The following is a 12,753-nucleotide window of genomic DNA, read 5'->3' on the forward strand; positions in this document are numbered from 1 at the left end:
CAACCTCTGAGGGGTTTCATTCATCTAAAGTTTTACCGTAAGAAGTAGAACCATATACCGGTTGCTATCAGCAACAGCAGGAGAATTCCCAGCATCGAGACCAGCGCCCCAGACTTTTTAGTCTGAGCGGGCACCTCAGAGGAGCCAGATTCGTGCCCTGCCTCCACAGTCTCAGATAAGGAGGTCTCATTGGCATCGTCTGCTAGCCTGTGCCGCCGAGTGCCGCTAGAGCTCTCCGCCTTCTCGTTATCGCCTAATTGCTCCAGCTCGTTCGTGGGGTCGTCATCGTCCTCAAGGGGCTCGTCGTAGGTGTAGCCTGCCGGTGCCAGCCGGTCTACTTCAGAACTATCAGAGTCTACCGCAGAATCGGTTGCATCACGTGCAGACGCTAGGGGCCACGGGGTTCTCGCCGAATCAATTTCGCTCAGGTCCAGGCCCTGAGCATCAACAGCAGGCACGGGTTCAGGTAATTCAGGTATAGCTGTATCTGCGTAAGCGCTAGGACGTTCCGAGACAGCAAGCTCTGTCACTTCACCGTGGTCAGGCCCAACAAGAGCGTCAGAACCTTCCGCTGCAGACTGGGCAGACTGACGTTCGTCCTCCTTGGCCTGGGCACGCGCAATAATAGCTGTAACAGCCTCAGAGTTGGTCGTAGTCTGATTCTGGCCGGAATCTTCAGTAGCTGATTCTATCGGCTCAGCTTCAGACTCAGTGTTTTCATCAGATGCCAACCCAAGCTGATCAACGCTCACAAAGCCCGTGTGGCCGGTGATTTCTCCGGTAGCGGCCGCAAAATCAACCTTCTCAGCTCTCTCATCGGCTGGGTAGGCATCCGTAGCATAAACTTGCTGTTCAATTCCTGCCAGGGGGTCATCGAGCACGGTAGCTCGAGTCTCGTCAAAATCGACGTTCACTTCACCCTGATCATTTGAGCTGATATTGCCCATCTGCGAAAGATTGGCGAGAGAGCGGGTTGGGTCCTTGGGTACCTCCACCCCGTCAACGTCGCCCATAAACATAGGCATTTCTGGTGGCTCTTCATCACCGCGCTGTAGTGCCCGTAGGTACTCCGCGACCTCATCGTAGTAACGGGCAAGGCGTCGGGGCCCCATGGGGCGGGTTGGTGGGGGCACCTCTAGCCCATCTGGAGTGATGAAAGGCTCATAGAGATAGCTGGGGGTTGCCTCATCCGGGCTGGTACCGGGCTGGCCGCTATCGGGTTGCTGGGGGCTGGTGGTCACTGTGCGTCCTTACGGTCAACAGGTTTCTTGCTCTTATGCTACCAAGTTTGCTCTGACCCCGTCAGAGCAACAGGTTGCTGCAGCCCAATCTATTTTAGCCGGGGCAGGCCAGCAACGTACCCGCCGGAGGCGTCGGTATCGCTGTCAGCTTGACTGTAGAGCTCGTATTTGTTGATGTACTGCACTACCCCATCCGGCACCAGGTACCAGACGGGGAGGCCGTGTTTGGCGCGATCGCGCACGTGGGTAGAGGAGATAGCCATGGCCGGGATTTCGAGAACACGGACGCGGTCGGCGGCCTCAGCAGGTACTTCTAGCTCGTGCCCGGGGCGTGTCACTGCCACAAACGTGGCCAGATCCCACATACGGTCGGCGTCCTTCCATGTGGTGATTTGGCTCATCGCGTCTGCACCGGTAATAAAGAAAAGTTCAACGTCAGGTCGCTGGGCGTGTAAATCGGTCAGCGTGTCAATGGTGTACGTGGGCCCATCACGTTCAATATCCACGCGGCTGACGGTAAAGCGCGGATTGGAGGCCGTAGCAATCACCGTCATAAGATAGCGGTGCTCGGGGGCGGTAACCCTTTTATTGGCTTTCTGCCAGGGGTTACCGGTGGGCACAAAAAGCACCTCGTCAAGGCTGAGAATCGCGGCGACTTCACTCGCTGCGACCAGATGCCCGTTGTGGATTGGGTCGAAGGTTCCTCCCATAACTCCAACACGGGTGGTGGTTGGGTCAGGTTCAGGAATTCCAAGCTGACGTCGAATTTCGTGGGCAGGGCGAATCACAGGGCTCCTGAGGGCGGTGACGAGATCGGCGGTTTACTACGTACACGTTCGGCGCGGCACCTACCCCGAGAAGGGGCCTTGCGGGTACCGCGCCGACAACGGGTTCGGGGTTTATTCCCTAGTGCTTGCGCTTGCTTTGGTAGTCACGCAGAGCTTCGGTTTCATCACTGCTCAGGTGATCCGGTGCGTGATCAGGGCGGACAACGCCACGGCCTGAGAAAGAGATGGTAATAAAGAAAAGAAGGCCGAAGAAAATGAAGCCGAAAATGGCAAACCACCAGGTGGGCATACCAAAGAGTTCAAGCTGGTGGCTCCCTTCCTCTGAGGCAACAACCGCTGCGCCAGCGGCAAGAACAGATGAAAACATATGTGTACCTTTCGTTTCTGAGGCGGGTGGCCCGCCCCAGCACGGGCATAGGGTGGAATCTATCTACCATGCTACCGGGTCGTGAGTGCTTTGGCCCAGCTTACTCGGTTGCACGGCAATGTTTTTTGGTATGACGGGGCCTAGTCACGCGTATGCCAGTTGCCGCGCACAATCCACTTGGTCGTCGTTAATTGCTCTAGCCCCATAGGGCCGCGGGCATGCAACTTTTGCGTGGAGATACCCACCTCAGCCCCCAGACCAAACTGCCCGCCGTCCGTGAACCGGGTGGAGGCATTCACATAGACCGCCGCAGAGTCAACGTCCCGAATGAACTTCTCGGCGTTGGCTATATCGTTGGTCAGAATAGCCTCGGAGTGGCCGGTGGAAAATGTTCGAATGTGAGCGATAGCTGCCCTCACATCCGGCACGGTCTTGACCGCTATGTCCAGTGAACCGTACTCGGTGGCCCAATCTTCATCGGTGGCGGCAACAGCGTCAAGGCCCTCGGGAAGAATTGCACGGGTAGCCTCGTCCGTGTGCAAAGTTACCCCGGCCTTCGCCAGGGCAGCCAGGACGCCCGGAGCGGCTTTAGCCCCCTCAGCCAGCAGGAGGGTCTCTACGGTGTTACAGGTGCCGGGGCGCTGAGTTTTAGCGTTCACCAGAATCTCAGCTGACTTAACGGGGTCAGCTGTAACATCGAGGTAGATGTGGCAGTTGCCCTCTCCCGTCTCAATCACGGGCACCTTAGCGTTCTGTACCACCGACTGAATCAGGTCATGCCCACCACGGGGAATCAGCACGTCAATGTGGCCGCGGGCCTGCATCAGGGCCTTGGCGCCGTCTCGGCCGAACTCGTCCACCGACTGTACCGAGTCGATGGGAAGCCCGGTAGCATGCAGAGCATCGCGGATAATGCGCACAATCACCTGGTTACTCTTGGCCGCAGCTGAGCCACCGCGGAGCATGACCGCATTACCTGCCTTGATAGCCAGTCCCGCAATATCAACGGTAACGTTGGGGCGCGCCTCATAAATCGCACCGATGACGCCCATAGGAACCCGAACCTGCTGCATCAGCAAGCCGTTGGGCAAGGTGGAGCCGCGCACCAACTCCCCCACCGGGTCAGGTAGGGCTACCAGCTCCCGCAGGGCATCAGCCAGCTCCTTGACACGACGCTCATTGAGGGCAAGGCGGTCGAGCATGGCTTCACTCATGCCGTTCTCACGCTCGCGGGCCAAATCCTGAGCATTCTGCTCAATAATCACACCGGTGTGTTTCTCCAGCGAATCAGCCACAGCAGTCAGGGCGCGGTTCTTCCAGCGGGTATCTGCCTTAGCCAGTCGGCGCGAGGCTATTCGAGCGTCAACGGCCATATGAACGACCTGCTCCATAACGTCTTCGGGAACAGTCAGTTGCTCACCCATGAGCTTCTCCTTCGAGGCTAAAAGGACTCTACGCCCACCATCCTACCGTGCCCGGGGTGGCCCAGTGGCGGAAGCTTGGCGTGGCTATTGAGTGGGTTGTGCGCCACCAACCAGCGCTATATTATCAGCGTGAGCCACAGTACCGTCATAGGTTTCGCCCATGGCCGCCTGAATCTGCTCGGTGTGCAACCCTATCATCTGGGCTGTCTCCCCCGCCGAGTAGGAACTCAGCGCGTGGGCAAGCACCTGCCCCGCTTCATCAACGATGGCAACCGGGTGACCGCCGTCGAAGGCGCCCTGCACACCGGTCACTCCAGCCGCTAACAGGGAGCGGCGGCGACGCAGAGCCGCAGCGGCTCCCGCGTCAACGGTAATTGCACCCCCAATATCGGCCAGGTGCTCCAACCAGAGGGTCTGTACCGGGCGGCGCTCACCGGTCGTATAAAACCAGGTTCCCACGTCCTCACCAGCAAACGCGGCACGGGCATTGGGGGCGCTGGTGACGAGTGCTGGGATACCGGAGGCAGCGGCCAGCTGGGCTGCTTTGACCTTGGTCACCATACCACCGGAGCCCACCCCCGCTGAACCAGCTGAGCCGATATCCATGCCTGCCACATCGTCAGCAGAACGCACCTGTGAGACCCGCTGCCCGCCCTCCGCCGGGTGGCGGGTGTAGAGGGCATCAACGTCTGACAGGAGGAGCAAGGCATCAGCTTTAACCGTATGAGCTACCAGAGCCGCAATGCGGTCGTTGTCGCCAAAACGAATTTCGCGGGTGGCCACCGCGTCATTCTCGTTGATAATGGGCATGACCCCCAAATCGAGCAGGCGCTCTAACTGCCGGTGTGCGTTACGGTAGCGGTCACGCGCCATCAAATCTTCGGCGGTCAGTAGCACCTGGGAGACCGTGACGCCGTAGCGGGAGAAGATATCGGTATAACGGCTCATGAGAAGTGACTGCCCCACAGATGCTGCGGCCTGCTGGGTGGCTAAATCCTTGGGGCGGCGTGATAGGCCAAGGGGCGCTAGCCCCGCCGCAATAGCGCCAGAAGACACAAAAACCAACTCGATGGAGGGGTGCTCTTTCTTCTTTTTCGCTAGCACATCAGAGATAGTGGCTATTGCCAGCTCGTCCAGGGAATTTTCAATTGAAGTCAGTGACGACGAGCCGACCTTGACCACAATGCGCTGAGCTCGGGGCATGTCGGAGCGGTCGACAATGGGGCTGCGGCGGTGCTTGCCACGTGATTCCGCTGAAGCCTGAAAGGCGCCTTTCAAATCCAAAATTTTAGCTCCCTCAATGGCACTATTCAGCGTCCTGCTCAGCCGAACGCTGGCCAGTCTTGGCTGCACGGGCTTTGTCTGACTTGGCTTGGTCAACCGATTCGGTCCAGATACCAGCTACGCGTTCAGCTTCAAGTTCGGCGCGGGCTTCGGCCTTGGCGTCCATCCGCTCGTGGAAATCTGCCTTACGCTGGGCACGCGTAGGGCGGATGATTTCTTCGAGCCTGGCGTCGGTACCGCGGGGGGATGAGAGCAGCTCGGCACCGCCGACCATGGTGGGCTCCCAGTCGAAGACCACGGAATCAGCCTCCTCACCAATGACCACGGCATCACCTGCACGGGCACCGGCCTTGAAAAGTTCGTCCTCAACGCCCAGGCGGTTGAGGCGGTCAGCCAGGTAGCCCACGGCCTCGTCATTGTTGAAGTCGGTCTGCTTAATCCAGCGTTCGGGTTTTTCGCCGAGCACCCGAAAGAGCGGTTCCAGGTTGCGTTCCTCCTTGCGGATGGTGAATTCCTGGCGCTTCTTGGAACGGAATCCCTTGGGCTTAATAATGACGGCGTCTTCGGCAGGGGCCTCCTTGGATTTCTTACGGGCCTTGCGGTCCGCCTCGACCAATTCTGCCATAGCAAAGGTCAAGCGGCGTAGACCCTCGTGGGAGGCTGTTGAGATCTCAAAAACCCGGTAGCCCCGCTCTTCAAACATGGGGCGCACAAACTCAGCCAGCTCGCGGGCCTCTGGCACATCAATCTTGTTGAGGACGATCAGCTGCGGGCGCTCGTTGAGCGGCACGGTGACGCCGGCGGTGGGGTCAACCTCGTAGTTTTCGAGCTCACCGCGAATCACATCAAAGTCACTGATGGGGTCACGGCTGGATTCTAGGGTGGCGCAGTCAATGACGTGCACGAGGGCACTTGATCGTTCGACATGACGCAAAAAGCGGTGACCCAGCCCGCGGCCCTCAGAGGCTCCCTCAATCAGACCGGGCACATCGGCTACGGTATAGCGAACATCACCCGCCTGCACCACACCCAGGTTGGGAATCAGGGTGGTGAAAGGATAATCGGCAATCTTGGGTCGGGCCGCTGAAATCGCTGCAATCAACGAGGATTTGCCCGCTGAGGGGTACCCCACCAGGGCAATATCTGCAATGGATTTGAGCTCCAGCACAAGGTCACGGGTTGAACCGGGAATACCGAGCAGGGCAAAGCCCGGGGCCTTACGCTTGGTAGAGGCTAACGCGGCATTACCCAGGCCGCCCAAGCCACCTTCAGCCGCCACGAACTCGTCCCCAACGCGCACCAGGTCGGCCAGAACGTTGCCGTCCTTGTCTTTGACCACGGTGCCCTGGGGCACGGGCAGAATAAGATCTTGACCGTTGAAACCGTGGGCCAGGTCACCGCGGCCAATATCACCGTTGGGGGCATGCTGGTGGGGGCTGTGATGGTATTCAAGCAGGGTGGTGGTCTGGCCGTCCACCCGCAAGACCACGTTGCCGCCGCTACCGCCGTTGCCGCCGTTCGGGCCGCCGAGGGGCTTGAACTTTTCGCGGCGAACCGAGACGCAGCCGTGCCCACCGTGCCCGCCGGTTACATGCAAGACCACGCGATCTACAAACTCTGCCACGATTCAGCTCCTTCAAGCTAACAATTTCTTTGGGTATCTAGTTTACAGGCCTTACCTTTTGAGGCTGAGCCAGCGGTACGCAAGAGGGCGACCACGAGTTGCCTCGTGATCGCCCTCTTAACCGAATAAGATATGGGACCTTACTCAGCAGCTGCAAGGATGTTAACAACCTTGCGGCCCTTGCGGGTACCGAACTCGACCTTACCTGCTGCTAGAGCGAACAGGGTGTCGTCGCCACCGCGGCCTACATTGTTGCCGGGGTGAAAGTGGGTGCCGCGCTGGCGAACAAGAATCTCGCCTGCGTTGACGGTTTGGCCGCCATAGCGCTTAACACCGAGGTACTGGGGGTTTGAGTCACGGCCGTTGCGGGTGGAGCTTGCGCCCTTCTTATGTGCCATTGATGCCTACCTTAGGTAAAGAAAGTTTGTTAGAAACCAGTCTACGCTGAACTTATGCGTCGATTGCGGTGATCTTGACGGTGGTCAGTTCGGCGCGGAAGCCCTGACGCTTCTTGTAACCGGTCTTGTTCTTGTACTTCTGAATAACGATCTTGGGACCGCGGAGGTCTTCAATCTTTTCTGCGGTAACCTTGGCTGAAGCCAGGGACTTTGCATCAACGGTGACCTTGTCGCCGTCAACCAGCATCAGCACGGGCAGCTCAACGGTGCTACCGGGCTCGCCAGCGACGCGGTCAAGGGTAACCAGGTCTCCAACTGAGACCTTTTCCTGGCGGCCGCCAGCGCGGACAATTGCGTATGCCACTTGGGAACTCACTTCTTCTTGACGTCATTTTAATGGTTCAAAACGAGTCTTCCTGAAAGGAACTCGGGCTCAACAGCAAGGTGGTGACCCGGTTTGCACAGTAAATACCGGGCGATTTCAGGTTCTGTCGTTTTGAGATGGTTTGGCCTTATTTCGTGTGGAATATGCCTAGCTGAGTCCACGCTAACGCTTGCTTGTGGAAACAGCACCGACTCACCAGTTTACGCGGTGAGTCGGTGCCGGGCAAGATATGTGGTGAACCCCTCAGGCACTGGGGAATGAAAGGCCCCAAAACCGACTGGCTGGGGCTGGCATGAATTGCGTATGAGCGCCAGCGAACCAGCAAGAAGGTTAGTCGGCGTAGGGGCGCCTTTCATTCCCCGTATCTTTAGTTACCTACACGCTTGATGTCGGCAGCTGAGACACCGACACCGAGCATGACAGGGGCATCACTGTCGGTAGTTGCGGGCTTGGCTGCCTGGTCGATGCTGGCTACCACGGAGCTACCGCTTGCTGCCGTGACCTCTTCAGTACGCACCTGGCTGGAACCAGCACCTGAGCTGACGGCCCGGCGTGAGCGGCGCTTGGGGCGTGAGGCAGGGGCGTGAGCAGTTCCCTCCTGACTGACAGGGACTTGCCCGGTAGCCTCAGGTTCAGCAACCTTCTTACCCGGGGTGGCTACACCGGTAACCGCCGGGTCGGCAGCTACCTCGATAGGAGCCACATACTTGACGTCGCTAGTAGAGGCACGGCGGGGCTTACGGGCACGGCGTTCCTGACGTTCCCCGCGAGCGGTGTCCCCATACTCCCCTCCAGCACGACGGTCGCTACCGACCCGGCGATTACCTGAAACGGGAGCGTCCTCACCGTCACGGTCGTAGTCACGGCCTGCCTTTTGGGAGGCGCGGGCAAGAGCCTCACCTGCCCGGATGGCGTCCAGCCGTGAAGAAGTCTGGGAGAAACGAGAATCGGCCTCGGGATCAACTTCTAAGGAAGCATCTGAATTAGCGGTAAGGGCGTCAGCAGAGATGTCATTGCGCCTATTACTGCGGCGCTTGCCCTGGGTTCGGTCACGCCCGCCACGGCCCTGTTCGCCACGCTGGTGGCCGGTACTAGTCTCGGTGGATTCCTGACCGGACTCATCGCTCTCTGCGTCGAACACCGCGGCCAGTGATTCGAGAGTGAAGGAGCCCTGCTCCCCCATGCTTTCTTCGTTCTGTCCCCCGTCAGAGGTAGCAGGTAGTTCGATGACCTCATCGCCGATGGTCAAAACCTGCTCACCGCTCTCAGACAGTGCCGCAGCGGTCTCCATACCAGAGTCAGCCCGACGGTTGCGCTTGCGGCGCTTGCGCTTACGGGCAGATTTCGACTCGGCCTCCTCGTCCTCATGCTCATGGTGGGTTGAGGCAGCCACAATGTTAGCCAGAGCGGCCTTACGGGCTTCGGTCTTCTGCTCGGTCTCTTCATCGACCTCCTGAGCAGCCTCGCGACGGCTCACCTTCTGGTTACGGTAGCGTTTACGATCGTCGCGCTCAGCACGATGAATAAAGTCAGAGGCACCGCCGGCGCGGCCATTCAACGGCTGGTCGTGGACCAGAATGCCGCGGCCCCCACAGACCTCACAGGGCTCTGAGAAGACTTCGAGCAGACCGGTGCCCATGCGCTTACGGGTCATCTGTACCAGGCCCAGCGAGGTTACCTCAGCGACCTGATGCTTAGTACGGTCACGCCCCAGGCATTCGACCAGGCGGCGCAACACAAGGTCACGGTTAGACTCAAGCACCATATCGATAAAGTCAATGACAACGATGCCGCCAATGTCGCGCAGGCGCAGCTGACGCACAATTTCTTCTGCAGCTTCGAGGTTATTCTTGGTGACGGTTTCTTCGAGGTTGCCGCCGGAGCCAGTGAACTTACCGGTGTTAACGTCCACCACGGTCATCGCCTCGGTGCGGTCAATGACCAGGGAGCCGCCGGAGGGCAGGTAGACCTTGCGATCCAGGGCCTTAGCCAGCTGCTCTTCAATACGGTAGTGGTCAAAGAGGTCCTCGTCCTCTTCCCACTTCTTCAAGCGGTCCAGCAGGTCGGGAGCAACATAGGTGACGTAAGCTTCGATAGAATCCCAGGCATCCGAACCCTGCACCATCATGGAGATGAAGTCTTCGTTAAAGACATCGCGCACGGTCTTGATAGTCAGATCTGGCTCCTGATAAAGCAACTCGGGAGCCAGCACTTTACGGGAGTCGCTCTTCTGCTGAATTTCTTCCCACTGCACACGCAGGCGGTTAACGTCATTAGCCAGCTCCTCCTCGCTGGCTCCCTCAGCGGCGGTGCGCACAATGACGCCCGCGTCCTCAGGCAACTTGTCCTTGAGGATTTTCTTGAGACGCTGACGCTCCACGTCGGGTAGCTTGCGGGAAATTCCGGTCATGGACCCGCCGGGTACGTAGACCAGGTAGCGGCCGGGTAAGGAAACCTGGCTGGTCAGGCGAGCCCCCTTATGGCCCACCGGGTCTTTGGTGACCTGAACCAGTACGGAGTCCCCGGCCTTGAGAGCATTCTCAATTTTACGGGGGGCACCGTCAAGGCCGCTGACATCCCAGTTGACTTCGCCCGCGTAGAGCACGGCGTTGCGGCCGCGGCCAATATCGACAAAAGCGGCTTCCATAGAGGGCAGAACATTCTGCACCTTGCCCAGGTAAACATTGCCAATCAGGGAGTCCTGCTGAGTCTTAGACACAAAATGCTCAGCCAGCACCCCATCTTCGAGCACACCAATCTGTATACGGTCGTCCTTCTGACGCACGAGCATCTGGCGGTCTACGGATTCGCGGCGGGCCAGGAACTCCGCCTCGGTAATAACCTGGCGGCGGCGGCCGGTGGCGCGGGTTTCGCGACGGCGAATACGCTTGGCTTCGAGGCGGGTAGACCCACGCACTCCGGTTACCCGGTTGGTGCTGTGAGAGTCAGACAGGCGCGGTGCGCGAACCTTGACCACGGTATCTTCTGGGTCACCTTCAACGCCCCCCTCAAACTCGTAGTCGGCATCACCTTTACGGCGACGGCGGCGGCGGTGGGAGGTAATTTCGGGATCAAGGTCAGCTAGGCGGCGCTCTCGGCGATCTGCCTCTTCGGCGGCCCTGCGGGCTTCACGCTCAGCCTTGAGCTGCTCAGCGATTTCTTCCATGTTGGGCGAGTAGAAAAGCATGGTGTTTGAGCTCACCGCAGCATTGACCTGGGCCAGCTCGTCGGCTGTAATCTCACGTAAAGACTTACGGTGTTCAGTGGGCTCTTGTTGGGCTGGTTCCGATTCTTTGGAAGGATTGGTATCTATCTGAGCTTCGGCCGCTTTCTTGCTCTCGGGCTCGGTCTTTCCTGCCGTCTCAGGCTTCTGCTCCTCAGCGTCATCGGACTGCTGGCTACCATCAGCTAACTCACTGATCTGGGCTTCTGCTTCGGGCCCCTGGGGGGTGGCCTCTGCCTTGCTGAAATCAACCTCGCCCGGGGCGGGGGTTTCTGTGCTCTCGAGGTTTTCGGTGACCTCGGGCTGTTCGCTGCTCATCAGCGTTCACTCTCCTTGTCGGTGTGCCGCAGCCGCACCTGTGGGCTTGCCTGCTGTCGTTTGTGCCCTTGCGTTTCTACGTGGCAGGGCCAAACGAAAACCTTGCTACCCGGCTAAGACCTTCTTGCTCCTCAAGCAATACTCGGTCAGTCTGAGCTTTTTATCGTCCATACCGAGGGGCCGGGCCAGCGGCAACAACCCGAGGGGCTCTTTGAACTACTCGTTTTGGTAGCGGTTCAAGCCGGTTCGTGCGCCTACCTCAGGTGGAACCTGGGGGCCAATCGGGGTGCCTGCTGGGCAGTGCCACCGCATGCGGACGGCACACTGCCACACCCATTCTCTCACAGACCGCAACCTTTGGCTCTGCAGCAACGAACCTGCCTACTCATCTGTGAGCTAAACCCACCCCTGTTCGCTGTAACCCAACGGGAGGGAGCGCACCGCTACCTGTGAAGTTCGTAAAGAAATCCCACCATGCACCCTGCCAGGCTGATGCCGGTGACCGTGCCCCGTAGGATGGAATCAAAAGATAGAAACACCCTAAGGATTCACTGTGTCTACCTCCGTACACACGCCACCCGAAGAACCGACGGTTTCGCAGATCGTAGCAGACCGCCGTCTGGGTTGGTTTACTCTGCTACCTGGCCTGCTCGCCTTTGGCTCGGCAGGCATGCTAGTTTACGAGCGTCTACAGATTTATATGGACGCCGCCCACAAGTCGGTCTGCGATATCAACGCCCTGCTGAACTGCGGCACCGTCATGCGCACCTGGCAGGCTGAGGCTTTTGGCTTCCCTAATCCCTTCATCGGTATTGCTGGTTACGCTATTGTGCTGACTATCTCCACTGCCCTGCTTGCTGGAGCCCACTTCGCCCGCTGGTACTGGGTTGCCATGCAGGTTGGCCACACTCTGGCTCTGGGCTTTGTGTTCTGGCTTTGGTACAACACCACCTTTGAGATTAACGCGCTCTGCCTCTTCTGCATGATTGTGTGGGTTATGCAGATTGCTATCTTTGTCAAAGTCACCACGCGCAACATCCACGCCGGTGTCATTCCGGCTCCTGAGGCCATCCGCGAGGCTGCGCCGAACTGGACCTGGTTCACCATCATCCTGATGTATATTCTCATTTTCGGCATCATCTTTATTCGCTTCTTTGACGTTATCGTGGGAATGTTTTAAACCCCGCAGAAGATGCACTAGGGGCCCGCAGAAAGTTCACGCTTTCTACGGGCCCCTAGATTTTTACAGATTAGGCATCAAACCAGAGAGCGATCTCCCGCTCGGCTGATTCGGGGGAATCTGAGCCGTGCACCAGATTTTTCTGCACGCTTCCACCCCAGTCACGACCAAAGTCACCGCGAATAGTACCGGGAGCCGCCGTAGTGGGGTTGGACCCGCCCATAAGAGTGCGGGCGCCCTCAAGCACACCGTTGCCTTCCAGAACCAGGGCCACCACAGGGCCAGAGCTCATATAGGTCACCAGGGGCTCGTAGAAAGGTTTGCCCTCGTGCTCGGCATAGTGCTGTTCGAGTAGCTCACGGTTGGGGGTCAGCATCTTCAGTTCAGCGATGCGGTAGCCCTTACGCTCAAAACGGGCCAAAACCTGGCCCGTCAGGTTACGCTCAACCCCGTCGGGCTTGACCAGAATCAGGGTACGCTCAGTCATATCTCTTCTCCTTTGACGACGATAGTGGTTGCGA

At 58.7% G+C, this 12,753-nt stretch carries 11 protein-coding genes; 1 reads left to right on the plus strand and 10 read right to left on the minus strand.

Translation table 11 applies throughout. The annotated features are described in order from the left end of the window. Positions 1-32: 32 nt before the first annotated feature. The 9 genes from L6966_RS02440 to L6966_RS02480 all read right to left on the minus strand — a co-directional run bounded on the left by L6966_RS02440 (position 33) and on the right by L6966_RS02480 (position 11,052). Positions 33-1,241 (minus strand): hypothetical protein, encoded by a 1,209-nt coding sequence (locus L6966_RS02440; RefSeq protein WP_237224009.1) that lies wholly within the window; start codon positions 1,239-1,241, stop codon positions 33-35. Between the two features lie 89 nt (positions 1,242-1,330). Further along, positions 1,331-2,029: a nicotinate-nucleotide adenylyltransferase gene (gene nadD, locus L6966_RS02445; protein WP_083091171.1), complete on the minus strand. Its 699-nt coding sequence runs from the start codon at positions 2,027-2,029 to the stop codon at positions 1,331-1,333. Between the two features lie 118 nt (positions 2,030-2,147). Beyond that, positions 2,148-2,396, minus strand: a complete 249-nt coding sequence (locus L6966_RS02450; protein ID WP_083091172.1) for a hypothetical protein — start codon at positions 2,394-2,396, stop codon at positions 2,148-2,150. A 140-nt stretch (positions 2,397-2,536) separates the two neighbouring features. Further along, positions 2,537-3,820 carry a glutamate-5-semialdehyde dehydrogenase gene (locus L6966_RS02455; protein WP_083091173.1) on the minus strand — a complete coding sequence of 428 codons (1,284 nt, stop codon included), beginning with the start codon at positions 3,818-3,820 and terminating at the stop codon, positions 2,537-2,539. 84 nt (positions 3,821-3,904) lie between these two features. Beyond that, the gene (proB, locus tag L6966_RS02460; RefSeq protein WP_419721878.1) at positions 3,905-5,098 is read right to left on the minus strand and encodes a glutamate 5-kinase; all 1,194 of its coding nucleotides are present in this window, start codon (positions 5,096-5,098) and stop codon (positions 3,905-3,907) included. Positions 5,099-5,126: 28 nt separating this feature from the next. Next, positions 5,127-6,728, minus strand: a complete 1,602-nt coding sequence (gene obgE / locus L6966_RS02465; RefSeq protein ID WP_237224011.1) for a GTPase ObgE — start codon at positions 6,726-6,728, stop codon at positions 5,127-5,129. A gap of 140 nt (positions 6,729-6,868) precedes the next feature. Continuing rightward, on the minus strand, positions 6,869-7,126 hold the full coding sequence (rpmA, locus tag L6966_RS02470; protein WP_083091175.1) for a 50S ribosomal protein L27: 258 nt from the start codon (positions 7,124-7,126) through the stop codon (positions 6,869-6,871). A 52-nt stretch (positions 7,127-7,178) separates the two neighbouring features. Further along, positions 7,179-7,490: a 50S ribosomal protein L21 gene (gene rplU / locus L6966_RS02475; protein ID WP_083091176.1), complete on the minus strand. Its 312-nt coding sequence runs from the start codon at positions 7,488-7,490 to the stop codon at positions 7,179-7,181. Positions 7,491-7,878: 388 nt separating this feature from the next. Then, positions 7,879-11,052, minus strand: a complete 3,174-nt coding sequence (locus tag L6966_RS02480) for an Rne/Rng family ribonuclease (protein WP_237224013.1) — start codon at positions 11,050-11,052, stop codon at positions 7,879-7,881. 553 nt (positions 11,053-11,605) lie between these two features. Between L6966_RS02480 and L6966_RS02485 the strand changes: the two genes are divergently transcribed. Then, positions 11,606-12,232 carry a vitamin K epoxide reductase family protein gene (locus tag L6966_RS02485; protein WP_237224015.1) on the plus strand — a complete coding sequence of 209 codons (627 nt, stop codon included), beginning with the start codon at positions 11,606-11,608 and terminating at the stop codon, positions 12,230-12,232. 70 nt (positions 12,233-12,302) lie between these two features. Here the strand turns inward: L6966_RS02485 and ndk are convergent, their stop codons facing one another. Beyond that, on the minus strand, positions 12,303-12,719 hold the full coding sequence (ndk, locus tag L6966_RS02490; RefSeq protein WP_083091179.1) for a nucleoside-diphosphate kinase: 417 nt from the start codon (positions 12,717-12,719) through the stop codon (positions 12,303-12,305). Positions 12,720-12,753 lie beyond the last annotated feature (34 nt).

It is taken from the genome of Rothia nasisuis (assembly GCF_928381405.1).
GTDB lineage: Bacteria > Actinomycetota > Actinomycetes > Actinomycetales > Micrococcaceae > Rothia > Rothia nasisuis.